Origin of the sequence: Streptomyces sp. NPDC005752, assembly GCF_040630715.1 — a bacterium.
In the GTDB taxonomy this organism is placed as follows: domain Bacteria; phylum Actinomycetota; class Actinomycetes; order Streptomycetales; family Streptomycetaceae; genus Streptomyces.
In genome coordinates, this window is record NZ_JBEXYB010000009.1 from 171213 (window position 1) to 195746 (window position 24534).

At 69.1% G+C, this 24534-nt stretch carries 21 protein-coding genes, 1 tRNA gene and 2 pseudogenes; 15 read left to right on the forward strand and 9 right to left on the reverse strand.

Annotated features, from left to right (window positions below):
- Window positions 1-37 precede the first annotated feature (37 nt).
- The 5 genes from ABZ441_RS10300 (at window position 38) to ABZ441_RS10320 (ending at window position 3821) form a co-directional block, all read left to right on the forward strand.
- Window positions 38-129: transfer RNA gene (locus ABZ441_RS10300), tRNA-OTHER, on the forward strand.
- 508 nt (window positions 130-637) lie between these two features.
- Window positions 638-1435, forward strand: a complete 798-nt coding sequence (locus tag ABZ441_RS10305) for an AfsR/SARP family transcriptional regulator (protein WP_358970525.1) — start codon at window positions 638-640, stop codon at window positions 1433-1435.
- Window positions 1436-1558: 123 nt separating this feature from the next.
- The gene (locus ABZ441_RS10310) at window positions 1559-1990 is read left to right on the forward strand and encodes a hypothetical protein (RefSeq protein WP_358970528.1); all 432 of its coding nucleotides are present in this window, start codon (window positions 1559-1561) and stop codon (window positions 1988-1990) included.
- Between the two features lie 76 nt (window positions 1991-2066).
- Entirely contained in the window at window positions 2067-3611 is a 1545-nt protein-coding gene (locus ABZ441_RS10315; RefSeq protein ID WP_358970530.1) for an acyl-CoA carboxylase subunit beta, read from the forward strand.
- 15 nt (window positions 3612-3626) lie between these two features.
- On the forward strand, window positions 3627-3821 hold the full coding sequence (locus ABZ441_RS10320) for an acyl-CoA carboxylase subunit epsilon (protein ID WP_358970533.1): 195 nt from the start codon (window positions 3627-3629) through the stop codon (window positions 3819-3821).
- A gap of 196 nt (window positions 3822-4017) precedes the next feature.
- Here ABZ441_RS10320 and ABZ441_RS10325 read toward each other — a convergent pair whose 3' ends face one another.
- The 4 genes from ABZ441_RS10325 to ABZ441_RS10340 all read right to left on the reverse strand — a co-directional run bounded on the left by ABZ441_RS10325 (window position 4018) and on the right by ABZ441_RS10340 (window position 9034).
- Window positions 4018-5322, reverse strand: a complete 1305-nt coding sequence (locus ABZ441_RS10325; protein ID WP_358970536.1) for a YncE family protein — start codon at window positions 5320-5322, stop codon at window positions 4018-4020.
- 288 nt (window positions 5323-5610) lie between these two features.
- On the reverse strand, window positions 5611-7233 hold the full coding sequence (locus ABZ441_RS10330; protein ID WP_358970539.1) for an MFS transporter: 1623 nt from the start codon (window positions 7231-7233) through the stop codon (window positions 5611-5613).
- 235 nt (window positions 7234-7468) lie between these two features.
- Window positions 7469-7942: a MarR family transcriptional regulator gene (locus ABZ441_RS10335; protein ID WP_358970542.1), complete on the reverse strand. Its 474-nt coding sequence runs from the start codon at window positions 7940-7942 to the stop codon at window positions 7469-7471.
- Window positions 7943-8128: 186 nt separating this feature from the next.
- The gene (locus ABZ441_RS10340) at window positions 8129-9034 is read right to left on the reverse strand and encodes a helix-turn-helix transcriptional regulator (RefSeq protein WP_358970545.1); all 906 of its coding nucleotides are present in this window, start codon (window positions 9032-9034) and stop codon (window positions 8129-8131) included.
- A gap of 135 nt (window positions 9035-9169) precedes the next feature.
- Between ABZ441_RS10340 and ABZ441_RS10345 the strand changes: the two genes are divergently transcribed.
- Window positions 9170-10459, forward strand: a complete 1290-nt coding sequence (locus ABZ441_RS10345) for an MFS transporter (protein ID WP_358970548.1) — start codon at window positions 9170-9172, stop codon at window positions 10457-10459.
- A gap of 228 nt (window positions 10460-10687) precedes the next feature.
- Window positions 10688-11731 (forward strand): zinc-dependent alcohol dehydrogenase family protein, encoded by a 1044-nt coding sequence (locus ABZ441_RS10350; RefSeq protein ID WP_358970551.1) that lies wholly within the window; start codon window positions 10688-10690, stop codon window positions 11729-11731.
- A gap of 208 nt (window positions 11732-11939) precedes the next feature.
- Here the strand turns inward: ABZ441_RS10350 and ABZ441_RS10355 are convergent, their stop codons facing one another.
- Window positions 11940-14012 carry a M4 family metallopeptidase gene (locus ABZ441_RS10355; protein ID WP_358970554.1) on the reverse strand — a complete coding sequence of 691 codons (2073 nt, stop codon included), beginning with the start codon at window positions 14010-14012 and terminating at the stop codon, window positions 11940-11942.
- Window positions 14013-14364: 352 nt separating this feature from the next.
- On the opposite strand from ABZ441_RS10355, the gene ABZ441_RS10360 reads away from it, so the two are divergent.
- From ABZ441_RS10360 to ABZ441_RS10370, 3 genes are all read left to right on the forward strand, one after another.
- Window positions 14365-15297, forward strand: coding sequence for a hypothetical protein (locus ABZ441_RS10360; RefSeq protein ID WP_358970556.1), 933 nt, complete (start codon window positions 14365-14367; stop codon window positions 15295-15297).
- Between the two features lie 275 nt (window positions 15298-15572).
- Entirely contained in the window at window positions 15573-16157 is a 585-nt protein-coding gene (locus ABZ441_RS10365) for a YrhB domain-containing protein (RefSeq protein ID WP_358970559.1), read from the forward strand.
- 293 nt (window positions 16158-16450) lie between these two features.
- Window positions 16451-17068, forward strand: a complete 618-nt coding sequence (locus ABZ441_RS10370; protein WP_358970629.1) for a DUF6000 family protein — start codon at window positions 16451-16453, stop codon at window positions 17066-17068.
- A gap of 625 nt (window positions 17069-17693) precedes the next feature.
- Here ABZ441_RS10370 and ABZ441_RS10375 read toward each other — a convergent pair.
- Window positions 17694-18353 carry a hydrolase gene (locus ABZ441_RS10375; protein WP_358970562.1) on the reverse strand — a complete coding sequence of 220 codons (660 nt, stop codon included), beginning with the start codon at window positions 18351-18353 and terminating at the stop codon, window positions 17694-17696.
- A gap of 471 nt (window positions 18354-18824) precedes the next feature.
- Between ABZ441_RS10375 and ABZ441_RS10380 the strand changes: the two genes are divergently transcribed.
- Window positions 18825-19292, forward strand: a complete 468-nt coding sequence (locus ABZ441_RS10380; RefSeq protein ID WP_358970565.1) for a MarR family transcriptional regulator — start codon at window positions 18825-18827, stop codon at window positions 19290-19292.
- Between the two features lie 651 nt (window positions 19293-19943).
- Here the strand turns inward: ABZ441_RS10380 and ABZ441_RS10385 are convergent.
- The 3 genes and pseudogenes from ABZ441_RS10385 to ABZ441_RS10395 form a co-directional block, all read right to left on the reverse strand.
- Window positions 19944-20336, reverse strand: coding sequence for a Fic family protein (locus ABZ441_RS10385; RefSeq protein WP_358970568.1), 393 nt, complete (start codon window positions 20334-20336; stop codon window positions 19944-19946).
- A pseudogene (locus ABZ441_RS10390) lies at window positions 20333-20526 on the reverse strand (ribbon-helix-helix protein, CopG family). Before ABZ441_RS10390 ends, ABZ441_RS10385 begins: the two are co-directional and overlap by 4 nt.
- A gap of 245 nt (window positions 20527-20771) precedes the next feature.
- A complete protein-coding gene (locus tag ABZ441_RS10395) occupies window positions 20772-21332 on the reverse strand; it encodes a TetR family transcriptional regulator (protein WP_358970571.1) in 561 nt (186 codons plus the stop codon).
- 115 nt (window positions 21333-21447) lie between these two features.
- Between ABZ441_RS10395 and ABZ441_RS10400 the strand changes: the two genes are divergently transcribed.
- From ABZ441_RS10400 to ABZ441_RS10415, 4 genes and pseudogenes are all read left to right on the forward strand, one after another.
- A complete protein-coding gene (locus tag ABZ441_RS10400) occupies window positions 21448-22140 on the forward strand; it encodes an SDR family oxidoreductase (RefSeq protein WP_358970574.1) in 693 nt (230 codons plus the stop codon).
- A 59-nt stretch (window positions 22141-22199) separates the two neighbouring features.
- Window positions 22200-22610 (forward strand): annotated as a pseudogene (locus tag ABZ441_RS10405) (aldo/keto reductase); the annotation flags it as partial.
- A gap of 58 nt (window positions 22611-22668) precedes the next feature.
- Window positions 22669-23226 (forward strand): aldo/keto reductase, encoded by a 558-nt coding sequence (locus ABZ441_RS10410; protein ID WP_358970577.1) that lies wholly within the window; start codon window positions 22669-22671, stop codon window positions 23224-23226.
- Between the two features lie 131 nt (window positions 23227-23357).
- On the forward strand, window positions 23358-24362 hold the full coding sequence (locus ABZ441_RS10415; protein ID WP_358970580.1) for an NADP-dependent oxidoreductase: 1005 nt from the start codon (window positions 23358-23360) through the stop codon (window positions 24360-24362).
- The last annotated feature ends 172 nt before the right edge of the window (window positions 24363-24534 follow it).

Genomic DNA, 24534 nt, shown 5'->3' on the forward strand with positions numbered 1-24534 from the left:
GCGACACGGCCGGCACCCCCGGCCACCGTCACCACCAGGAGAGGTGCCCGGAGCGGCTTATCGGGGACCAGAAGAACATCTCGAGGTCGGGCCTCAAAACCCACGCAGGTTCGAATCCTGCCCTCTCCGCCCTGTCGAGTCCGGTTGTTATCGGCCGCTGGAATTCATGTTGCTCCAGAATTCCGCCGCATCGATTCCTGACTCGTAGTCACGGCGGTCCGACCACCCGCGCGCCCCTCCCCTGTGGTGCCGCGGCCACCGGACTCCGATGAAGCCGCCGGACCCCCCCGTACCGGCGGAGCAACCACCTCGACGGGCCGTCGCCACATGCGGCCCGTCGAGGTGTTGGCGTTCCACCCTCTCCCCCCTACGGGCCACCCGCGCTCACCCCGCAACCGCCGGGGCGGCCCCCCTTCCCGCTTCCCGGGGGCAACCGCTCCAGCAGAAAAATACCTTCTCAAAGGAATTATTCTGTGGCAGGATGCATGCGGGAGGAAGCTCCAGGGTCGATCGGGAAGACCCCGGAGATCGCCACGCGCCGGCCTCCGCAGCCCCAGGCTGCGGCTCCTGCGGCCATGACGAGTCCCCACCCGTGTTCAGCCGTCTTTGCCGCCCGAACGCCAAGGGGGAAAACGTCATGCTGAGCTTCTCGATTCTCGGCGCACTCCAGATCCGTACCGCGTTAGGTCCCGCGGAGATCTCCGGTGATCTCCAGCGGACCCTTATCCAGACCCTCCTCGTGAACGAGGGGCAGTCCATCTCAGGCGAGAGTCTCGTCGAGGAGATGTGGGGCGAGTCGGTCCCGGACAACCAGGCGAACGCCCTGCAGGCCCACATCAGCCGCCTGCGACGGAAGCTGAAGAGCCTGGAACCCGAAAGGGCGTCCTCCCGGGTCACCATCCATCCCTCCGGTTACCGGCTCACCGTCACCGAAGGGGAGCTCGACGCCGCCGAGTTCGCCAAGACCGTCCGGCAGGCGGAGGTCGCCGCCGCCGCTGATCCGGCCGCCACCGCCCGCCTGCTCGGAAACGCCCTGGCGATGTGGCGCGGCCCCGTCTTCGGTGACTTCACCGGCGGCACACTGTGCCAGCTGGCCTGCGGCCGTTACGAGGAACACCGCATGCGGGCCATGGAACTCCGCTTCGACGCCGAGCTGCGGCTTCGCAACCACGCCGCCGTACTCGCCGAGCTCCACGACGCCCACACCAACCATCCCCTGCGGGAACGCTTCTGCGAGCAGCTGATGATCGCCCTCTACCGCTCGGGCCGCCAGGCCGACGCCCTGAATGTCTACCGCCGGATGTGGCAGCACCTCTCGGACGAGCTGGGCATCGAGCCCTCGCCCTCGCTCCGCAGTGTGGAGAACGCGATCCTCTCGCACGACCCGGCCCTCGCGTGCGACTCCCCGGCGTCGTTCGTACTCCAGCCGGCGTGAACCGTTCCCCGTCCGCGCCGGCCGTGTAAGCCGGCCGTCAGCGCCCGGTCAGCCCCTGTTGCGACGATCTGCACGGACGACGGAAACGTACATGAGCAGTCCCCCATACATTCGGAGACCCCCATGACCACGAGTCAGACCTCTGCCCGCCCCGCGGACACCGCCGGACGCGTGGCGGCCGCACGCCCTCTGCGCCTGTTCCTCGCGTTGGACGCCGCCGTGACCGCCGGGAACGGCCTCATCTACCTGCTCGCCGCCGGCCCCGTCGGCGAGCTGCTCGACCTGGACACCGGGCTGCTGCGCGGCATCGGTGCGTTCCTCACCGTGTACGGCATCCTCGTGGCCGTCCTGGCCACCCGCCCGGTGCCGGCCGCCGGCGCCACCAAGGTGGTCATCGAGGCCAACCTGCTGTGGGCGGTCGCGAGCGTGGTCACTGCCGTCTTCGGCTGGTTCGATCCGAACACCGTGGGCACCGTCTGGATCCTGATGCAGGCGGCCGTCGTCGGAGGCTTCGCCGTTCTGCAGATCAACGGCCTGCGCCGGCTCGGCAACTGAACCTGCGGCACGACTCTCGAAACGCCTCGTCGACGGACGACGCTGCCGGGGCTACCGACTACTGGTAGGGGGAGACATGCGGTTCCACGTCGCGGAGCTGGCCGAGATCCGGGAGCGGGTACACGCGGGCCCGAGCGAGAAGGCCACCGCCGCCCAGAAGGCCAAGGGCAAGCTCACCGCCCGGGAACGGATCGGCCTGCTCCTCGACGAGGACTCGTTCCACGAGGTGGAGCCCCTGCGTCGGCACCGGGCGACCGGCTTCGGCCTGGAGGCCAAGCGGCCGTACACGGACGGAGTCATCACCGGCTGGGGCACCGTGAGAGGCCGCCCCGTCTTCGTCTACGCGCACGACTTCCGCATATTCGGCGGGGCGCTCGGCGAGGCCCATGCTTCCAAGATCCACAAGATCATGGACCTGGCCATGTCGGCGGGCGCCCCGCTCGTGTCACTCAATGACGGTGCGGGCGCCCGTATCCAGGAAGGCGTCACCGCCCTGGCCGGCTACGGCGGGATCTTCCGCCGCAACACCAAGGCGTCCGGGGTCATCCCCCAGATCAGCGTGATGCTCGGTCCCTGCGCCGGCGGCGCGGCGTACTCGCCTGCCCTCACGGACTTCGTGTTCATGGTCCGGGAGACCTCGCAGATGTTCATCACGGGTCCGGACGTGGTCAAAACCGTGACGGGTGAGGAGATCTCCCAGAACGGCCTCGGGGGCGCCGACGTGCACGCCGAAACCAGCGGCGTGTGCCACTTCGCCTACGACGACGAGGAGACCTGCCTGGAGGAGGTGCGCTATCTGCTCTCCCTGCTGCCGGGCAACAACCGGGAGACACCGCCCGCCCTGCCGGTCGAAGACCCGCCGCACCGGCGCTGCGAGGCTCTCGTCGACCTGGTTCCGGTGGACGGCAACCGCCCGTACGACATGCGGCAGGTGATAGAGGAGATCGTCGACGACGGTGAGTACCTGGAGGTCCACGAACGCTGGGCCCCCAACATCATCTGCGCGCTGACCAGGCTCGGCGGCCAGGTGGTGGGCATCGTCGCCAACCAGCCCCGGTTCCTCGCCGGTGTCCTGGACATCGAGGCCAGCGAGAAGGCCGCGCGGTTCGTGCAGCTGTGTGACGCCTTCAGCATCCCGCTCGTGACGCTGCTCGACGTGCCCGGGTTCCTGCCGGGTGTCGACCAGGAGCACGGTGGCATCATCCGGCACGGAGCCAAGCTGCTGTACGCGTACTGCGACGCGACCGTGCCACGCATATCGCTGATTCTCCGGAAGGCGTACGGCGGCGCGTACATCGTCATGGACAGCCAGTCCATCGGCGCCGATCTCACCTACGCGTGGCCCACGAACGAGATCGCGGTGATGGGCGCGGAGGGCGCGGCCAACGTTATCTTCCGCCGTCAGATCTCCGAGGCCGAGGACCCCGAGGCGGAACGCGCCGAACTGGTGAAGGCCTACAAGGCGGAGCTGATGCATCCGTACTACGCGGCCGAGCGCGGTCTGGTGGACGACGTCATCGACCCCGCCCAGACCCGTGAGGTGCTGATCAGCTCACTGGCGATGCTGCGGACCAAGCACGTCGACCGCCCCGCCCGCAAACACGGCAACCCCCCTCAGTGACGGAGGTCCCACCCCATGACCACCCTGTCCACGGCCTGCATACGCATCGAGAAGGGTGCGGTGACACCCGAGGAACTCGCCGCCCTCACCGTCCTCTTCCTCGCCCGGACCCCGAGGCCCGCACCCGGAACCGAGCCCGCCGGCCCGGGCCCGACCACCGCATGGCGCCCCGACCTCTTCCACGCCCCCCACAGCTGGCAGGCCCCGTGAGGGACCGCGTCCGGCACCAGGCCCGCCCCCGGTGCACGGGTCACGACGGGAACGTCGTCACCCGGGCCGGGGGCGGCTTGGTGCCCAGGCCGGCGCGGCCCCTGCGGACGCGCGCCCATACCGCCGGGAACGGTGCGGCAGGGGGCGGATCCGGCGGGTGGGCCGGAAGGGCGTGAGACTCGGGCTCCGACGGGTCTCAGCCTGTCGTGGGGCCGGTCCAGTCCGTGGGGACGTGGCCGAGGCGGACCCGCTGCGGGTGGTCACCGACAGGGATCGAGATGACCTTCTCGCCGGTGGCGAAGTCGATCGCCGTCACCTGGTCGGTTCCGCTCTCGGACACCACGCAGTGCTTGCCGTCTCCGCTGACGGTGGCCCAGTACGGCTTGGAGGCGGCGACGAGCGGGCCCTCCTGCAGCGTCTCGCGGTTCACGACCGTGACGTAGTCGTCCATCGTCCCGGCGATGCAGAGCTTGTCGCCCCGGGGGCTCATGGACATGCCGTGGTGCCGGGAGTCGTTGACGTAGGTGGTGCGTTCGTCGCTGGTGTCCGGGTTCTTCGGCAGCGTCTTCACCCGGGTGATCTTGTCGTTGTGCACGTCGTACTCGACGAAGCCGTTGAAGAAGGAGACCTGGAAGTACATCTTCGACTCGTCGGGCGTGAAGGCGACGGGGCGCAGCGCGTCGGACAGGTCCTTGCGGCCGAAGGCGTCGAGCCGCTCGCGCATGTCGATGATCTTCTTTGTCTCGAAGGTCTTCGCGTCGGCGACAGTGATGCGCCGGTCGCCCTTGGTGAAGTCCTGCCAGGGCGCGTCCATGTCGGTGTTGACCTCGCCGATGGCCATGTTCCAGAGATACTTGCCGCCGTCGGTGTACACGTTCTCGTGCGGCTTGTCGCCCGTCCTGAACTTGCCCGCCTCCTTCCCCGTAGCCATGTCGAGGACGTGCACGGTGTTGGAGATCGAGGAGGAGACGGCGACCTGGGTGCCGTCGGGGGAGACCGCCATGTGGTCGGAGCGGAAACCGGACACCGGGAACCGCCAGTTGACCTTCCCGCTCTCCACGTCGATGGAGACCACGTCGGCGAAACTCGGCCGGGAGGCGACGACGGACTTGCCGTCCTTCGTGGTGTACATGTCGTCGACGTACTGGTCGTGGCCCTCGCCCGGGCCACTACGGATACCGAGGAAGAAGGCGAGCTTGACGGGGTTGAGGTAGATCTCCCACAGGCGCTCCTTCTTGTCGGGGATCATGTCGATCCGGCCGATCTTGGCGTAGTCGCCCCGGGAGTTGATGACGTCGGCGGTGCCCTCCCAGTTGTTGCCGACGAAGAACACCTCCTTGAGTTCCTCCGAGGCGGCTTCCCGGGCCTGCTTCGGGGTCTCGGTGGCCCCGGCCGGACCCGGGACGGTGGGCAGCGCACCGGCGGTCAGTCCCGCGGCGATGAGGGCGGCCGTACCGAAGGCACGCCGACGGTGAGGACGACGGGTGGAGGAACGCGTCACGGTGAACTCCAGAGGCAGAGGGGGCGGCGCGCCGTCAGGCAGGCCCGCTTCTGTTACCAGAGGTAACGTAACCAGTGGGGAGGGATGTTGAACAGAGTCCGGACGGCGGGCGTTGCCCGCTTCCGGCAGAGGGCCGGGAAGCGCAGCGCCGCAACGGCCCGTCGGCAGGCTCAGGATGTGCCATGCACTCCACGTGTGAGACCCGCGAAAAGGAGAGCAACGCGTGAGAGCGGTGCTGCCAGGGCCCGACGCACCCTGGCAGCACCGCTCTCACGGGCGCTTCGCTGCTCAGTGAGCAGCGACGATCACCACGCCCTCAGCGCCGTCCTCAGCCTCCTGAGCACGGCTCCTGACTCCGGCGACCGCGGCCACCGCACCGATCAGACACAGGATTCCGGTCACGGTGACGGCGGAGTGCAGGCCGTTGACGAAAGCCTGGCCGCTTCCCTCGATGACCGCGGCCTTGATCTGTGCCGGCATGTCGGAGGAGACAGGGGCGATCCCCATCGCGACGGCGTCCTCGGCCTTCTCGAGGCCGTGTGCCATGGAGGCGGGGACGCCCGCGCCGGTGAGCTCGCCGAACAGCGAGGAATTCACCTTGCCGGCGATCACGGTGACCAGTACGGAGGTGCCGAGAGCGCCGCCGATCTGCAGCATGGTGGACTGCAGGCCGGAGGCCACACCGCCGTCCCTGACCGGTGCGTTTCCGATGATCGCGGCGGCGGTGGCGGGCAGCACGATGCCGACGCCCAGGCCCATCGCGATGTACGACGGCCACATGGTCGCGTAGGAGGAGTCGACGGTCCAGGTGAGCATGCCGAACATGGCCGCGGCGGAGAGGACCAGCCCCAGCGGGATCGTGACGCGCGGGCCGAAGCGGGTGGTCAGCTGGGAGCCGACCGGAGAGGCGAACAGCGAGGCGATCGACATCGGCAGCGTGCTGATACCGGCCTCGACCGGCGTGTAGCCGCGCACGTTCTGCAGGTACAGCATGATGAAGAAGATGCCGCCGAGCATCACGAAGAAGTTCAGCAGGGTCATGACCGCACCGGTGGTCAGCGACCGGTTGCGGAACAGGCGCATGGGCAGCAGCGGGTGTTCCTGCCGGGTCTCGTACCAGCCGAAGAGAGCCAGCAGTACCAGGCCGAGCGCGATGGAGCCGAGCGTTCCGGCGGAGAGCCAGCCCCAGGTCTCGCCCTTGACGATGCCGAAGACGAGAGCGAGCAGCCCCGCGGCGAGCAGTACGACTCCCGCGATGTCGAAGCGCTGCCGACCGTCGGAGTTCTTGGACTCGGCGAGCACCAGCATGCTGAACAGCAGCGCGATGACGCCGATGGGTGCGTTCAGGTAGAAGACCCACGTCCAGTCGACGTGCTCGACCAGCAGGCCGCCGACGATCGGGCCCAGCGATGTCGAGACGGCCGAGACCATGCCCCAGATCCCCACCGCGAGCGGGAACTTCTTCGGCGGAAATACGGAACGGAGGATGCCGAGGGTGTTGGGCATCAGGATGCCGCCGCACAGCCCCTGCAGGGCGCGGAAGACGATCACGCCCTCGATGCTGCCCGCAAGGCCGATGGCGACCGAGGTGACGACGAACCCGCCGACACCCACAAGGTAGTAGAAGCGCCGGCCGAACCGGTCACCGAGCTTGCCGCCGAGGATCATCGAGGCCGCGAGAGCGAGCAGATAGGAGTTGGTGACCCATTGCAGCTCCGCGGTGCTCGCCCCGAGGTCCTTGCCGATCGCCGGGTTGGCGATGGCGACGACGGAGCCGTCAAGCTGCACCATCAGCAGGCCGAACGACACCGCGATCAGAGCGAGCCAGGGGTTGCGCCGGCGGCCGACGGGCTTTTGTTGCCCGGAAGCAGCCGTGACCGGGGCAGAGTTGCCCACAGAAGTGGTAGCCATGAAACAGGCCGTTTCTCTCTCGAGGGGGATGGACGAAATGGCACGGCTCACGGCCGCACCGCCATACCCGGCAGATGGCTCCACCAACCGGCGAGGCGGGCGGCATGCGGGCGTGCGGGCGTGCGGGCGTGCGGGCCGAGAACGGGGATGCCCCCGAGGGCAGCACCCGGGACGGGAGGAAAACGGGAAGCTGAGCGCGTCACCGTGCACGCATGCGCGAGCCGGTGCCCTGCCGTCAGCCGTCCGAGGGGTGAAGGCGGTTCGTCAGCGCTTCCAGCGCCCCTACGGCGGAACCGAGCGCGTCCATCTCACCCTCGGTCAGGGACAGGAGGGCCTGGGCGAGGTAGCGGCGCTCGAGGGTGGCGACCTCCGCGATCCGCTGCCGCGAGGACGTCGTGAGGTGCAGGTGAGCGATGCGCTTGTCGGCGCCGTCCTGCCGGCGCTCCAGCTCCCCCCGCTCCGTGAGCTGAGAGACCAGGGCGCTGACGTTGTTGGGCTTCATCAGCAGCGCCGCGGCCGCCTCGCGCACCGTGGCGCCCTCGTGCTGCGCGACGAACCGCAGCAGTGCGAGCTGCCCCTCCGGCGGCTTGGGGTGGGGGTACTCCCTCGCGATCCGCCGGTCCAACGCTCGGTGCAGCACAGGCAGACACGCCGCGAGCTCGGAGGCCACGCGGTCGATGCGCTGTTCGGGAGCACTGCTTTCGAGCATATCCGAGACTATAGGTATGCAGTCATAGCTATGTCAAACGGGTCACCTGCTGCGGCTGCCGCCCGAGAGCCCTTGGCGCACGGCGGCATGCGCCCCCACGCTCGCTCTCGTGACCGCGTAGGTGCCGGTGCGGGCGACTGCGCCGCTCCGGCTCGGGCGCGCCGGCCATGCTCCCGGGCAGGCTGCTCAGCCGAGCCTGTCGGTGGGTTCGGTGGCGGGCAAGGGGCCGGCTGCCAGGCTGGCGAGGATCCGGAGGCGCTCCTCGGACGTACTGCCCGGTTCGGCGGTGTAGAGGCTCAGGTCGTGCACGGCCAGGCGGGACACGGGCAGGTCCAGGGACTGGTAGGTCAGCTCCATCAGGCCGACCTCGGGATGCTGCAGCCGCTTGAGGCCGTCATGGCGGATACGGACGTCGTGCGCGGCCCACAGGGTCCGGAAGTCGGGGCTGAGCGTGGACAGCTCGCCGATCAGTTCACGCAGGGCACGGTCGTGCGGCTCACGCCCGGCCTCGGCACGTAGCAACGCGACGGTGGCGGCGGCGCCGGAGTCCCAGTCGACGAAGAAGTCCCGTGAGCCGGTGTCGAGGAAGTGGTACCGGGCGAAGTTGGCGCGGCCGCGCTCGTCGACGGTGGGGCTGTCGAACATCGGCGCGTGCAGGGCCCGGGCCAGGGGGTTGGTGGCGACGACGTCCAAGCGGCCGTCGCGTACGAAGGCGGCGGACATCGCCATCGAGTCGAGCAGCCAGTGGATGCGGGGCGGGACCTCGACGTCCCTGCGGCGCGACGGCGCGCGGCGTGCGGGCCGGGCGGCGCGGGCCACGTCGAACAGGTAGGTGCGTTCGTCCTCGTCCAACTGCAGGGCTTCCGCGACCGCGGCAAGGACGTCCTCGGACACACCTCCGATGTGCCCCTTCTCCAGGCGCGTGTACCACTCGGTGCTCACGCCTGCGAGCACCGCGACTTCCTCACGCCGCAGCCCCGGGACCCGGCGCCGGGTGCTGGTGGGCAGCCCGGCCTGCGCGGGGGTGATCCTGGCCCGTCGGCCCGCGAGAAAGTCCCGGATCTCCGCGCGGTGGTCGCTTCTGTCGTCCATGCGTTCCACGGTAGCCATCGGAGCGCGCGGAGGGAGGTCGAGCTTGTACCCCCCATAAACGCAACCTTCTCCACCTGCGGTGAACCCTGTTTCGTGGGTTCGGCACACCGAACACCACCGCCCCGGAGTTGATGCATGAGTACGCGAGGAGCAACCCTCCACGCCCCCGCCGAGACCGTGCGGACCGAAAACCCGCAGCGCCCGTCCTCTCGGCTGCCGCTCGTCGTCCACGTGCTCGCGCTGGGCACCTTCCTGATGGGCACCACCGAGTTCGTCGTGGCCGGCCTGCTTCCCGGGATCGCGGGCGACCTGCAGGTCGACGTCGCCCGGACCGGCCTGATGATCACCGTCTTCGCCGTCGGGATGATCATCGGCGCACCGCTGATGGCGATGCTCACGTTGCGGCTGCCCAAGCGGCTGACTCTGATGCTCGCCCTGGGCGTCTTCGCCACGGGGCACGTCATCGTCGCCCTCAGCTCGAACCTCACCCTGGTCCTGGCGGCACGGTTCCTGACCGCGATCGCCACCGGCGCCTTCTGGGCGGTGGCCAATGTCGCCGCTGCACGCGCCGCAGGGCCTGCCGCCAGTTCCCGCGCCCTGGGGCTGGTCGGCGCGGGAGCCATGCTCGCGAATGTCGTCGGCGTGCCGGTGGGCGCGTTCGCCGGGCAGGTCATGGGCTGGCGCGGACCGTTCTGGGCGCTCGCGGCCCTGTCCGCGGCTGCCATCGCGCTCATCGCCCGGACCGTCCCCCACGAGGGCGGCGACCAGCAGCCGGTGTCGATCCGCTCGGAGCTGACCGCTGTGCGCTCCGGCCGCCTGTGGCTGGCGCTGGCGGCCTGCGCCACGACGACCGGCGGCGTCCTGGCGGCGTACTCCTACATCTCGCCGCTGCTGACCGACCGGTCGGGGATCTCCTCCGGAATCGTTCCGCTGGTCCTGGTCGGTTTCGGCCTCGGCTCCCTCGCGGGATCACTCGTCGGAGGCCGCCTGGGCGACCGCCACCCGCACACGGTGACCGTCGTGGCCGCCACAGGAGCAACCCTCCTGCTCCTGGCGATCTCCCTGCTGGCCGGCTACGCCGTGCCCACCGTCCTTCTGGTCACCCTGCTGGGCTTCTTCGGGCTCGGCGCGAACCCGGTGCTGATGTCCCTGGCTGTCCGCTTCGCACGCCAGGCACCCGTCCTGGCGTCGGCCCTGACCGTCTCGGCCTTCAACCTCGGCACCGCCGTCGGCTCCTGGATCGCCGGCGTCACCCTCGGCTCGCCGCTCGGGACCACCGGCCCCGCCGTGGTCGGCACCACCATCGCCGCCCTCACCCTGATCCCCGCCACCGCCCTCGCTCTCACCCAGCGGCGACGCTCCACAGGAACCGTCCGGACACGGCGAACACCCACACCGACCAGGACATTTTCTACGAAAAGCTGAATATGCGGAGAAAAATCGCCGCCACGGGTGAGGGTGGTCGCGGCCGCCCCCGCCGCAGCAACAGCACGCGCAGCACCACCCACGTACGTCCCGGACCCTCCCGCAGGCCGACGCCACTGAGGTACACCGCCTGCCGGGCGACCGCCGGACCACCGGCAGAGCTGCTCTCCGCAGCCTGCCGGCCCGCACCACCCCCCTCACGCACCACCTGGAAACGGAGCATCACTGATGCGCGCAACACTCCTGTACGGCGCCGGCGACGTCCGCGTCGAGAACGTCCCCGACTCCGTCATCAAGCACCCCACCGACGCACTGGTCCGGATCACCGCCTCCTGCGTCTGCGGCAGCGACCTGTGGCCGTACGCCTCGATGAAGCCCGAGGAAGGGCCTGTACGGATGGGCCACGAGTTCATCGGCGTCGTGGAGGACACCGGATCGGAGGTGACCACGGTCAGGCGCGGTGACCTGGTCGTCGCCCCGTTCGCCATCTCCGACAACACCTGTGAGTTCTGCCGGGAGGGGCTGCACACCTCGTGCGCACATGCGCAGGCCAACTTCTGGGACGGTGAGGCGGACGAGGGCGGCCAGGCCGAAGCCGTTCGCGTTCCGCTCGCCGACGGCACCCTCGTCAAGCTCCCCGTCGCCCCGGACTCCGCCCTCGTGCCGTCCCTGCTGACGCTCTCGGACGTCTTCGGCACCGGCTACCACGCCGCCGTCGCAGGCGGTGTCGACGAGCGCACCCGCGTGACCGTGATCGGCGACGGCGCGGTCGGCCTGCTGGCGGTCCTGTCCGCCAAGCGGCTCGGCGCGGAACAGATCATCCTCATGGGACGCCATCAGGCGCGCACCGACCTCGGCCGCGAGTTCGGTGCCACCGATGTGGTCTCCGCCCGCGGGGAGGAGGGCATCGAGGCGGCCCGTGAGCTCACCGGCGGCCACGGCACCCACGTGGTCCTGGAGTGCGTCGGCAACATGCCCGCCTACGAGCAGGCCACCGGGATCGTCCGCCCGGGCGGTGTCATCAGCCGCGTCGGCGTCCCGCAGTACGAGGAGGCACCGATCGGCTTCGGCAGCCTCTTCCGCCACAACATCCGCCTGGCCGGCGGCCCCGCACCGGTCCGCGCCTACATCGAGGAACTGATGCCCGAGATCCTCGACGGCACCATCGAGCCGGGCAAGGTCTTCGACGCCACCACCGATCTCGACGGTGTCCCGGCCGGCTACCGGGACATGGCCGACCGCAGGAGCCTCAAGGTCCTCGTCAAGCCCTGACACCCGCTCGTCGGAGGAGGAGGCGAGCCCGTCGAACGAGCGTCACAGCCCAGCAGGGCTGCTCCGCATGACGAGCCCGGTGTCCGGGTCGTGGGCAGGTGCACCACGACAGTTCGGCTCCTGCCCGCACCGATCCGGGACGCGCGGAGGGCCCGACCGGTTCGCACCGGCCGGGCCCTCCGTACGCACCCGAGGAGCCTGTGGGGGCTCAGCCGGTGGTGACCGCGGTGTCGTCGATCAGGAAGCTGGTGGCCGCGGAGGAGTCCTCGGTACCGGTGAACTTGATCGTGACTGTCTTGCCCTTGAACGCCGACAGGTCAAGGGTCCGCTGGGCGTAACCGCCCGGCGTGGCGTTCGAGTACGTCGCCAGGGTGGTGGTGCTGGTGCCGTTGACGACCTGCGCCTTCAGCGTGTCGTACGGCGTGGTTCCCGACTCCTTGGTGTCGATCGCCAGGAAGAAGCTGAGCTTGGGTGCAGCGGCGGTGGCCGGGACGGTCACCGACTGGGACAGGGTGTCGGTGTGCGCACTGCCGTACCCGTCCAGCCAGGCGTAGTACGAGCCGGAGTGCGGCGTGCCGCCGGTGTCGTTGGTGACCACACCGGAGCTGGCGGCCCAGTTGACCGCGCCGGACTCGAAGCCCGGGTTGGACAGAAGGTTGGAGCCGCTCGGCGGGGTGCCGCCACCGCAGGTGGTGGCGGTGGGGACGACGGCGACGCCGCTCCACGCCTTCTCCACCGCGGCGCACTGGCTGCTGGCCGCGCCGTACAGGTCGGTCGCGGCCTTGATGCTCGCGGTACGGGCCTGCGGGTAGGTGGTGCCCGAGGTCATGTACGTGGTGAGCGCGCGGTACCAGATCTTGCCCGCGGTGGCGTTGCCGAGGCCGGTCACCGTGCCGCCGTCACAGGTCGGGCTGTTGCCCCACTGGGAGGAGCCGGAGCCGACCGCCAGCAGGTAGAAGAAGTGGTTGCCCACTCCGGAGGAGTAGTGCGGGTCGAGGTTCTTGGTGCCGGTGGTCCAGCAGCTCTGCGAGGCACCGTCCTTCTTCGGGTCGTCCATGTACCGCAGCGGCGTGGAACTGATCTTCTCGCCGATGAGGTAGTCGGGGGTGTCCACCGCGCTGTTGGCGTTGAACTCGACCAGGGTGCCGAATATGTCGCTGGTCGACTCGTTCAGACCGCCCGCGTCGCCGAAGTAGTTCAGGTTGGCGGTGGCGGAGGTGACACCGTGGCTCATCTCGTGGCCCGCGACGTCGAGCTCGGTGAACGGCTTGTCGCCTGGGGCGCCGTCGCCGTAGATCATGCTGAAGCTGGTGTCGTCCCAGCCGGCGTTGGCGTAGTTGTTGCCGTAGTGCACGAACGAGCGGGCGCCCACGCCGTCGTTCTTGATGCCGCTGCGGCCGTGCACGTTCTTGTAGTAGTCCCAGGTCGCCTGGATGCCGAAGTGTGCGTCGGCTGCGACGGTGGCGCGATCGCTGAGCGCGCCGTTGCCCCACACGTTGTCGGTGTCGGTGAACGCCTTGCCCCAGCCGGCCGGCGGGCTGTCGTTGGTGGCGGTCAGGTTCTGCGCGTCACGCGTCTCCCCGTTGCCACGGGTGGAGTCCTTCAGCTGGTAGCCGCCGGATACCGCGGTGGTGGTCAGGGGGACGTCGCCCACCTGGTAGCCGTGGCCGGTGCCGTCGGCGGTGTGGAAGTCGTTCCACGTCTGCCCGGCCTTGCCGGTCAGGGCGTCCACCATCACGTTGAAGTGGCTTGGCGACTGGTCGGGGGCTATGCCGTCGACCGTCACCTGCCACGCCAGCCGCGGGGTGCCGGCGAGCGCGTCCACCACCAGCTTGCTGGTCGTACGGGCGCGCTTGCCCTGGAACTTCTTCTGCGCCAGGCTCTCCGCGCGCTCGGCGCCGACCTTGGGGGTCACCGGCAGGGAGAGGCTGTCCTTGAGGGTCACCGTGCTCTCGCGGAACGCCCCGCTGGGCGCGGAGTGCACGACGACGTCACCTCCCAGTACGGGGAGGTCGCGGTACTCGCGTGTCATGTGCACATGCCGGGTACCGTCCTTGTCGACCAGTACCGAGGCGGACGTGAAGGTGTCGTCCGAGCTCGCACGAACCGCCTTGGGGTGAGCGGCGATCGAGTCACGGGCGTCCTGGACGGCCCGGCTCCTGTCGGCCTTGGGCGGGTGGGGCCGAGCGGTGTCGGCAGCGGCGGCGGGGGATCCCGTGCCGGCTATCAGCAGGGCGCTGACGGCCAGGGAGATCGATGCTGCGAGAACAGTTCTCTTCATGGGCCGGGATCGTGGCCGCCGCCGGGAGTCCGGGTCAACGAGCGCCAACTCTGTTTAATTGCGGCCACTGTGAAGAGGCCGGTGACCGTCCCCTCCCCCGGCCGCAGCTCTGCCGACACCCTCAGCTTTGGTCAAAACTGTTCACAGAGTGTCCAACGTCTCGTCGATATCCAGCCTGGCCGTGGCTAACCTGTGGCTCTATTTCATCCCCCCACGAGAACGCTGTCACAGACAGTGCCTCCATTCCCAGGCGCGCAACGTCGGTGCAGAAGGCGAGGAACTGGTGGACACGAGTGGCACGACACGGTTGGGGCAGACGGTCCGGATCCCACGGCTCGCGGAGCTGAAGGCCGTGCAACCGCGAGAAAGAGCGGCGGATCTCCTCGACGTTCTCCGCACCGGCCCCTTCGAGGCGGCCCTGGACTCCGCCGTGCGGGCCAGCGGGCTCAGCCTCGAGCGCATCCAGCACCGGCTCGCCGAGCGCGGCGTGGAGATCAGCGTCACCACGCTCAGCTACTGGCGGCGCGGCCGCAGCCGTCCCGAACGGCCACAGTCCCGGCAGGCGGTCCGCCTTCTGGAAGAGCTGTTGGGCATCCCCACCGACGGCCTGGTCTCGCTGCTCGGTCCGCGCCGCCCTCGGGGCCGCTGGGTCAACCGGGACTCCGAGGTACTGGAGACCGAGCGCCTGTGGCGGGAGTTCGGCAGCCTCCCCGAGCTGCTGGCCGAGCTGGGCAGCACGGACGACGGCCTGCTCCGGGTCGCCGCCCACGACAGCTACGAACTCGACGCGCGGGGCGCCGGGGCACGGCTGACCACCCGTCTGACGCTGAAGGCGACCCGAGACCGGGTCGACCGCTGTGTGGTGGTCCTGCGCGGCGAGGACCCGGACAGAGCGCTGCCGGAGTTCGCCGGCGTACGCAATGCCCGCCTCGGGCGGCTGCGCTCGGACCGTAGCGTTCCGCTGGTGGTCGCCGAACTGTTCCTGGACCGCACGCTGTCGGAGGGCGGGACCACGCTGATCGAGTACTCCCTGCGGTTCCCGGAGAACGGACGCCGCGCCGAGGAGTGCGGGCGGGGGTTCCACGCCCCCGCACTCCTCTACACCCTGGAGGTCGCCTTCCACCCGGACGCCGTGCCGGTGCGCTGCCTGCGCTGCTCCACCGCCGCGGTCACCGGGGAGCCGCTGTCCGCGGAACCGGTGTGGATCAGCGCCGCCGACCGGGTCCACGCGGTCTTCGAGAACCCGGGCCCCGGCTTCCGGGCGCTGCGCTGGGAGTGGCAGTGAACGGGCACCGTAGCCCGACGCACCCACGCGCGGGGGCAGTCGAGTTGATGCCCGTTCCCTGGTGAGGCGGGGAACCGCGTCCGGACGTCGCCGGGAGAGCGGGAGGTCCCACCGCATCTGCTCCCCCGGAGCCCGGCGGCTGCCTGCCGGACGCCGGAAGACTTGCCGTGGCTTTCGCATTCCGGCGCAAGGCGGGCCGTCAGGCTTGTTGTAGGTGGGTGTGATCCGTGCGAATTCACTGGTCGAGAAGCGGGGCCGTACGGGATGCTGCACGCGTGATCAGGCGAGGCGACGCTGTTCAGGCTGTGGTGGAGCAACTGGAGCGAGACTGTCGGAGGTGGCGGGCCGCGGGTGAGGATGTGATGCGCATGGCTGTGGTCGACGTCGAGGAGCACGAGCTGGTGTGGATCGTCTCCTGGGAGTCCGAGGAGTTCGTACGCACCCGGAACCCGGAGTTCATGCTGGCCGGCAACGGGCCGTACCTGGTCGACCGTGTCGACGGCGGACTGCACCGGATCGGCGCCCTCTCCGCAGTGACCGGAGAGTGGGAGACCGACTACCGCGCCCGGATACGTGGGCTGCCGGTGCGCACCGCAGTGGACGACCTGCACGATGCGCTGCGCGGAACGGCTGCCACGCGCGGACGCATGCACGCCGTGCGGACACTGCGGCAGAGCCTTCCCACGCTCTCGCCCGCGGAGGCCATCGAGTACGTGCGCGGGTTGCTGGACGGCGATGCGCCCGCGCGCCTCGTAGCCGTCGCCACCAACGAACTCGTCGAGCCTCTCAACCCGGTACTCGCGGTGCAGACCATTCTGAGTGGAGCGGCGATCCGAACCGGCCGGAATCCCGACGTATGACGGGAAGTCCAGTCGTGCCGGTCACGCATCCGGCCCCGTTCCCCGGACGTGGCCCGAGACGTCGGCGCCACCGGCGCAGGGTGGTGAACGCGCTGTATCGGGGGGGGGACGATGAGGACGCCCGCCACCTTGTTTTTTCTCAGCCGCCGCTCTGCAGGCTGCTGGTGTGGCCGGTCCAGTCGCGTTTGACGGATTTCGTCCGGCCCGTCGCACCGGTCCCGGTGAGGACGGCGGAAGAGCAGTACAAAGAACGGGTTGGCCTCGTTTCGCACCGGCAGGGCAAGATCGGCCGTGTGATAGGCCATCCCCAAGACGATGCCGAGTTGCCGGCCCTGGTCCGTCGCTACGTCATGCCCGAGCGGCGCTATCTGAAGCTCGGCGGCAGCATGCTGCGCACGCGAGGTCCTGAGTACGACCGATTCGTGCGAGATCTCCGCCATGACGCGGGACTCATCACCGCGGGTGAGATCGCCACACTCCTCGAGGGCGGCTGGAGAGAGCGAAGAACTGCGGCTTGGCTCGTAGCCGTCTCCCGCCGGACCGAGTTCCGTGAGCGCCTCGGGGAGCTCCTGCTGGCCAGCGAGGTCTGCTGTGTCGGGCCGGCCTACAGCGTGTCCCTGGCAAGTTTCGGAACGGCACACGACGCTGATCTGCTCGCCGCATACCTTGATCGCTTTCTGCGCCGCCCTGACCTTGCGTACGACCAGACCATGGCCATGGGCGCTCTTCAGTTCATCGACCTGGACCTTGGAGGCGATCAAGCCGACCGATTCCTGGGCCCGGGCGGGCTGTGGCAGCAGTGGCTCCAGGATGCGGCTCATATGCGGCCCCATACGGACCCCCTGCCCTCTTTCCTGAGCCTCATTCGTCGGCTATGCGCATTCGTCGACGAATGCGCCGAGGCGGGATGACGGCCCCACCTCGAAGGGCGTGTGCGTCAAATCGAGATGGACGTCCGGCGGGCTGGTCGCGAGCGGTATCCGCCACTCCGACAAGGAAGGGCACCAGCACGGGGCGTGGACGCCGACCCGACTGGCAATACCTGCCCGGGGCTGTAAATCAGCGCAATTGAATGACGCCCCCAAGGGGCAACATCCGCGGCTGGTCTGATCATTGAGCCTCTTCATCTGGCCAGGAGCCGCGAGCGCATGTGCGGGTGGCCAGGGCGCGTTCGCCGAAGCTGCGGATACGGGCGTGATCGCGATGGTGCCGCCGATGCCGGCCGGGCAGGTTCGTCGCCGCGCAAGGGGCAGGCCGCGTCACCGCCGTGCCCCGGCCGAAGCGAGCACGCCCGACTCTCGGCGGGCCGGCCTGCCCGCCCGCATCGACACCACCCGGGTCCGGAGTCGCCTACGACCAGGCACCCTCATCACGGGCCGCTCCCCCAGGCCGGATCATCGAACAGGCCGCCACCCGCACCACGTCCTACCGCTACGCCCCCTCGGCCGGCCCGCCGCCCGGGGCAGCCCCACAATGGAGCTGCTTCGCGACCGACGAGCCTCACACGGCCGTAGGAGGCCAGCAGCTGCTGACCTGTCAGGCAGTGCCGCCTGAACGGCCTGAAGCGAGCAGCTGTGTCTCCCAGCCGAAGGCGACGCCGGTGGCGCCCCCGTACTGGACCAGGACTTCGGTCATGCCCGGGAAGGTCTTCTCGCGGGCCCAGTCGCGCTGCCACTCCCCCGCGACGGCCTGCCAGGTGATCGGCACCACGCCCGCCTGGACCATGCGATGCACGGCCATCTCATGCGCTTCCTTCGAGGCGCCACCCGAGGCGTCGGTGACAACGAACACCTCGAAGCCCTCACCCGCCGCCTGTATAGCCGGCATCGCGACACAGATCTCCGTCCAGAGACCGGCGATGATCAGCTTCTTGCGGCCGGTCGCTTTGACGGCGTCGACGACACGCTCGTCCTCCCAGGTGTTGATGAACGTGCGGTCGATCGGCTTCTGCTCCGGGAACGCGTCCTGCAGCCCCTTGATGATGTAGCCGCCGCGCTCCTCCAGCACGGTCGTCAGAATGGTCGGCACGTCGAACACCTTGGCCGCCGCGGCAAGGCCGACGACGTTGTTCAAGATCATCGTGGGTTCGTGGCTGTTCAGGTTGGCGAACTGGAACGGCTGATGGTCGATCAGGACGACGACGCTCTCCTCGGGCGTCAGCAGTGCCTGCAGTCCGGACTTCGTTTCCTTGCTCATGAGATCCCTTTCCGGGTTCTTGTCTTCGCGCGCTCGGAGCGCTCGGACGGACGCCGTCGATCTCGGCGCCGAATGCGGCCACACACGTCCGCACAAGCGGCCGTGAGGCCAGGTCGGCCAAACCGAAACGGTCGGCATCACATCCCGAACGGCTCCCGCTTCCGCAGCAACACGGTCACGGCATCGAGGCCGGCTCGACCAAGTGGTTGACGTGTCACCTACGTTAGCAGCGATGGTGGACGTGTCAACTACTCTTCCGACGGCTGCAGTTCACCCTGTTCGCGGCCCCGCGAACGCGCCCGTGGAGGCACCCCTGGCCTGCCCGACGACGGAGCGATGGATCACGCCGCCCTCGGCGATCACCGGGAGATCGCCACCCCGGCTCTCGTTGCCCCGGACGCGGCGGGCCCGGCTTCGCCTCACCACCCCTGCGGGCAGATGAGCGACAGAGGCCCTCGTTAAACTGCTTTCATGGACGCACCGCCGCGCTGGCTCGTCGGGGAAGAGAAAGCCGCCTGGGACAACTTCATCCGCATGCAGGAGAAGCTCATCGGACGGCTGTCGCGCCATGTCCAGACCGACTCCGGAATGTCCGCATCCGACTACGTCGTGCTCGCCGGCCTCACCGAAAGAGGCGGCGGCCGGATGCGCTTGCTGGATCTGGCCAAACTCGTGGAGTGGGAGAAGAGCCGCATGTCCCACCAGGTCACGCGGATGACGAAACGCGGGCTTCTGACCAGGGAGGAATGCCCCGACGACGGACGGGGCGCGTTCATCGTCGCAACCCCGGCCGGCCACGAGGCGATCGAGGAGGCTGCGGGCCAGCACGTCGAGCACGTCCGCCGACTGTTCATCAACGCCCTGACGCCAAGTCAGCTCAGAGCGCTCGCCGGTATATCCGAACGCGTCCTGGAGCACATGGAGAAGCAGTCGGACTGACCGGAAGAGGAGACGCGGCTCAGGTCCGGCAGGGACGGGGCACGGCACATACTCGTACAGCGCCCCGGCGGCGAGTCGGCACCATCGCGGACACCGCACCCGCGGCACTTCGAGAGCCTGCGAATGCGCCATGGTGCGATGCGACGCGTCTATCGGCTGTCTTACCGGTGCGCCACCCCGAGACGTGGCTGCAGCGAATCCGCAGCGCTCTCCGTCACGAACCCACTCTGCTCCTCGTCGAGGCCCAGAACGCCCGCTCCCACTGGACCTGACTCCAGGACGACCGCGCCGACCCCGACCTCATGCCAGTCGGTGAGGCGGGACCCCCGGCCCCTCGACCTCGATCTGGCGTCTCGTCCGTGTCCGTACCGGGCGCGACAGGGAGACCCCACAGTCGTGGGGCGCCCATCCCGACGGTGAGGCAAACGGCATGACGGCCGGACTGCGACGGCGCCGGCAGAACAACCCTCGTCCGCCGCCACAAACGCCCCGCCGAGCCCAAGGGGCCGGACAGCGAACTTTGGACGATCGACCAGCTCGGACTGCAGACAAGAACACAAGGGTCCACGAGCCGGTCAAAGGCTGTGTGCAGCAGAGAGTCGACCCCACCCGCGCTACGTCCTCCCGCCTCGGACCTCACGACTTCGAATGTCAGGCAACGGGGAACCAGGCCGACAGACGCTTGGCGATGACCGGTACATCGACGATGTCCTGCGCAACATCCTCGACGAACGGCCCGGCGATGGAAACGGGCGGCGGGGTCGTACCGGCACTGACGCCGTTGAGCCGCAGGAAGACGCGCATGGCGAGCCAGGCAGTGCGCCTGTTGCCGTCGATCAGGGCGTGATTTCGGGCAACGGAGTGCAGCAGTGCCGCTGCCTTCTCGTGCAGTGTGGGATACAGCTCGGCCCCGAACATGTTGGTTCGGGGCCGTTCGATCGCTGACACCAGAAGTCCCATGTCGCGCACGCTGTGCCCGGGACCGCTGACCTTGCGAGCGATGGCCAGGATCTCGTCGATCTGGATGTAGCGCACTTCGGTCACTTCAGGTGGTCCAGGATCTCCGCATCGCTGTCCATGAGCTCGATAGGACGTCATCGACCTTGAGCTCGGCCCGATTCTGGGCCTCGCGGATCGCCTCGATGGCGAGTTCCTGCTTGCTGCGCCGCTCGCGACGGGCACGCTCGGTGAGCTTCGCGTCAAGGTCTTCGGGGAGTCGGAGCGTCACCGCCATACAGCGGTGACACCGGCCTGGTATCTGGGTGGCGAGGTGATACCGACCACTCGAGACCTCGCACCGGCCCGCCACACGCCATGGTCCCGGACGGGCCACGCTCACGGCTCCAAGGAACGTGGGACCGGAACGGCAGCTCGCGCCGCCGCCAGGAAGGTGCAGCCGGGAAGACGCAGCGAAACCCCCCCTCCGTAACCGATACCATCCCGAACCGCCGAAGCGGATGATCTGCCCACTGACCTTGATCAGCCTGCTTCGGTCAAGGCTGCGTGCGCGGCGGCGAGGATCTCTCCGGAGAGCGGGGAGCCCTTGGTGGCCCGGGACAGGACCAGCGCGCCGAACAGGGTGCAGAGCCGGACGATGCCGTCCTGGTCGTCACCGTCGAGGAAATCTGCGAAGTCGGCTACCCCCTCGGCGTAGACGCGACCGGCCTCCCGCCCCCCACCCTCGCGCGCGATGTCGGTGGCGAGACCGGCGACCGGGCAGCCGCCCGCCGGGTCGTCGCGGTGTTCGACGGACAGGTAGGTGTCGATCAGCGCCTGCTGGGCGGCTGCGGGCTGCCCGTCGTGCCGCTCGAGCCCGACACTGTGGCGTTGGGCGAGGTCGGCGAAGGCGTGGGCGGTCGCCTCGTCGACGAGCGCCTCCTTGGAGGCGAACTGTTTGTAGAAGGCGCCGTGAGTCAGACCGGCGGCCTTCATCAGGTCGGCGACGCTGACCTGCGTGCCCTGCTCGCGGAACAGCCGGGACGCGGTGTCCACCACCCGCCTTCGATTTTCCTCCGCCTGCGCCTGCGATACCCGGCCCATGACCACCTCCCGCTTGGATGTCGACTGGCATCTATCATAGGCCCGTGTTTAGATTGCACTCATAATCTAATTTTGCGGGTGGCCGTCGGCGCCCGCCATGACCAGGAGCGAGAGCATGGAACTGAAGAACGCGGTCGCGGTCGTCACCGGCGCCAACCGGGGATTCGGCAGGCACCTGGCCGCCCAGCTCGTCGAGCGCGGCGCCAAGGTGTACGGCGCGGCCCGGCGCCCCGAGACGGTCGACGTGCCGGGCGTCATCCCGCTGCGGCTGGACGTCACGGACGAGACGTCGATACGAGAGGCCGCGCGCGTGGCGTCCGACGCGACACTGCTGATCAACAACGCGGGCATCTCCACCGGCGCGTCGCTGATGGGAGGCGACGTGGCTGATGTGCGCCGGGAGATGGAGACCAACTTCTTCGGCCCGCTCGCCGCAACCCGATCATTCGCCCCGGTCATCGCGGGCAATGGCGGCGGGGCCGTACTCAACGTCCTGTCGGCCCTGTCCTGGTTCCACCCGGCCGGCCTCGGATCCTACGCGGCCTCCAAGGCCGCCGCTTGGGCACTGAGCGACGCGACGCGTGAGGAGCTGGCACCGTGCGGGATCACCGTCTCGGCGCTGCACGTCGGCTACATGGACACCGACATGGCCGCCGGTGTGCCCGCCGATCAGAAGGCCGCCGCCGCCGACGTCGCGGCACAGGCCCTGGCCGGCATCGAGGCGGGCCTGCCCGAGATCCTCGCGGACGAGACCAGCCGGTACGTCAAGCAGAGCCTGTCCGCGACACCCCAGCCGAACGCGAGCTGACGCTCATCCCTCCACCCCGGCGTGACCACGTCCACATCCCTTTCATTCGAGGACATCTCATGCGTTACACAACCTTCGGCCATCGGACCGGACTTCGCGTCTCCGAGTACGCGCTCGGAACCGCGAACTTCGGCACCGGCTGGGGCGCCGGAGCCGAACCCGACGAAGCACGCCTGATCTTCGACCGGTTCGCCGAGGCCGGCGGCACCTTCCTCGACAGCGCGGACGGCTACCAGTTCGGCGAGTCGGAGGAACTGACGGGAAAGCTGATCTCCGCCGACCGCGACCACTTCGTCCTGGCGACGAAATTCGCCCTCGGCGCCGCCCCGCAGCCGGACATCTCCAAGACCGGCAACAGCCGCAAGAACATGGTCGCCTCGGTGGAGGCGAGCCTGAAACGCCTGGACACCGACTACATCGACCTGCTCTGGGTGCACTTCCCCGACGAGCTCACTCCGATGGAGGAACTCCTGCGCGGACTCGACGACCTGGTGAGCGCCGGCAAGATCCACCATGCCGCGCTGTCCGGTGACCCTCGCAGACCTCAAGAACTGGGCCCCGATCGTGGGCATCCAGCACGAGTACAGCCTCGTCGAACGCACCGCGGACCGCGAACTCCTACCCATGGCCGAGAGCCTCGGACTCGGCGCCGCCCTGTGGTCCCCGCTCGGCGGCGGACTCCTCACCGGCAAATACCGCAGCTCCGCCGAAGGGCGTCTGAGCGACCTGGGCATGGTCATCCACACCGAAAGCACCGGCCAGAAGACCGCCGTCGTCGACACCGTCCTGGCCATCGCCGAGGAGACCGGCGTAGCACCCGCCCAGACAGCGGTGGCCTGGGTCCGCGAGCGCGCCGCACGCTCCGTGGCCACGCTCGTCCCGATCATCGGCCCGCGCAACCTCTCCCAGCTCGACAGCTACCTCCGCGCTCTCGACGTCCAGCTGACCGACGAGCACTACACCCGCCTCGCCGATGTCAGCGCGGTGCCGCTCGGAGCGCCCCACGAGGGGACGGCCGCCTCACTGGACCGCCTCCAAGGAGGCGCCGCCGACCGAATCGCCACCCCGGTCGTCCCGGTGGCCTGATCGCCCGACGCGGCCGAGCATTGCGCCCGCGCCACACGCAGAAAGACAACACAAAATAGTTCGTACTGGGAGAATCCCGGACCGAGCGCAGACCCTCGTCCTCACGGACGGGACACGGAACGGAGACGGCGATGAGGGCTTTCACGGTCGAGAAGTACGGCGGCGAAGCCGGGATGCGAGCCGCCGAACTGCCCGACCCCCGGGTAGGTACCGACGACGTCCTGGTCAAGATCCACGCGGCGGGCGTCAACCCCCTGGACCTCAGGATCCGCAACGGGGACTTCAAAGCGTTCCTGCCCTACCGTCTCCCGCTCGTTCTGGGCAACGACCTCGCCGGGACCGTCGTCCGGGTCGGCCCGTCCGTCACCGGCTTCGCGGTGGGCGACGAGGTCTACGCCCGGCCCGACAAGGACCGCATCGGCACCTTCGCCGAACTCATCACAGTCCATCAGGACGACCTGGCACCCAAACCGGCCACGCTCACCATGGCAGACGCCGCCTCCCTTCCCTTGGTCGCCCTGACCGCATGGCAGGCACTGGTCGAGCGGGCCCATGTACAGCCGGGCCAGAAGGTCCTCATCCACGCCGGCACCGGCGGCCTCGGTTCCATCGCCGTCCAGCTCGCCAAAGCGCTGGGCGCGCACGTGGCCACCACCGTGAGCACCGCCAAGGTCGACCTGGCCAAGGACCTCGGCGCGGACGTCGTCGTCGACTACCGCACCCAGGACTTCGAAGAGGTCCTCGACGGCTACGACGTCGTCCTCGACAGCCTCGGCGGCAAAAACCTCGCCAAGTCCCTGCGTGTTCTCAAGCCCGGTGGCACGGCCCTCAGCGTCGCGGGCCCGCCCGACCCGGCCTTCGCCCGTGAGCTCGGTGTGACCCCGGTCCTCCGCCTGGCCATGACCGCGCTCAGCTTCAAGACCCGGCGCAGCGCGAAGCGCCACGGCGTGACGTACTCGTTCCTGTTCATGAAGGCCAGTGGCGACCAACTGCGCGAACTCACCCCGCTCATCGACGCCGGGAAGATCCGCCCCGTCGTCGACCGCGTCTTCCCGTTCGAAGAAACCCTCCAGGCCATGCAGTACGTCGAAGAGGGACGGGCAAAGGCCGGCAAAGTCGTCGTCACGATGACGTGAGAACAAGTCCGGCGGCAGCAGGGCTCTGGCAGGGCGGACGCCGCGTGACCCGCACGTCGTCCCCCGCGGTCCGGGCGGCTCCCTCGTCCACTTCAACCCTCACTTCCCACGATTCGAGGCTCGGAGCGTCAAACGAGCGTCATGCCTCCCGCGCATTGAGCCTCCGCCACCT

Excerpts from the sequence above, each read along its gene's own strand:
- ABZ441_RS10305 (WP_358970525.1), top strand. The coding sequence starts at position 638 with ATGCTGAGCTTCTCGATTCTCGGCGCACTCCAGATCCGTACCGCGTTA.
- ABZ441_RS10310 (WP_358970528.1), top strand. The coding sequence starts at position 1,559 with ATGACCACGAGTCAGACCTCTGCCCGCCCCGCGGACACCGCCGGACGC.
- ABZ441_RS10315 (WP_358970530.1), top strand. The coding sequence starts at position 2,067 with ATGCGGTTCCACGTCGCGGAGCTGGCCGAGATCCGGGAGCGGGTACAC.
- ABZ441_RS10320 (WP_358970533.1), top strand. The coding sequence starts at position 3,627 with ATGACCACCCTGTCCACGGCCTGCATACGCATCGAGAAGGGTGCGGTG.
- ABZ441_RS10330 (WP_358970539.1), bottom strand. The coding sequence starts at position 7,233 with ATGGCTACCACTTCTGTGGGCAACTCTGCCCCGGTCACGGCTGCTTCC.
- ABZ441_RS10335 (WP_358970542.1), bottom strand. The coding sequence starts at position 7,942 with ATGCTCGAAAGCAGTGCTCCCGAACAGCGCATCGACCGCGTGGCCTCC.
- ABZ441_RS10340 (WP_358970545.1), bottom strand. The coding sequence starts at position 9,034 with ATGGACGACAGAAGCGACCACCGCGCGGAGATCCGGGACTTTCTCGCG.
- ABZ441_RS10345 (WP_358970548.1), top strand. The coding sequence starts at position 9,170 with ATGAGTACGCGAGGAGCAACCCTCCACGCCCCCGCCGAGACCGTGCGG.
- ABZ441_RS10350 (WP_358970551.1), top strand. The coding sequence starts at position 10,688 with ATGCGCGCAACACTCCTGTACGGCGCCGGCGACGTCCGCGTCGAGAAC.
- ABZ441_RS10355 (WP_358970554.1), bottom strand. The coding sequence starts at position 14,012 with ATGAAGAGAACTGTTCTCGCAGCATCGATCTCCCTGGCCGTCAGCGCC.
- ABZ441_RS10375 (WP_358970562.1), bottom strand. The coding sequence starts at position 18,353 with ATGAGCAAGGAAACGAAGTCCGGACTGCAGGCACTGCTGACGCCCGAG.
- ABZ441_RS10380 (WP_358970565.1), top strand. The coding sequence starts at position 18,825 with ATGGACGCACCGCCGCGCTGGCTCGTCGGGGAAGAGAAAGCCGCCTGG.
- ABZ441_RS10395 (WP_358970571.1), bottom strand. The coding sequence starts at position 21,332 with ATGGGCCGGGTATCGCAGGCGCAGGCGGAGGAAAATCGAAGGCGGGTG.
- ABZ441_RS10400 (WP_358970574.1), top strand. The coding sequence starts at position 21,448 with ATGGAACTGAAGAACGCGGTCGCGGTCGTCACCGGCGCCAACCGGGGA.
- ABZ441_RS10415 (WP_358970580.1), top strand. The coding sequence starts at position 23,358 with ATGAGGGCTTTCACGGTCGAGAAGTACGGCGGCGAAGCCGGGATGCGA.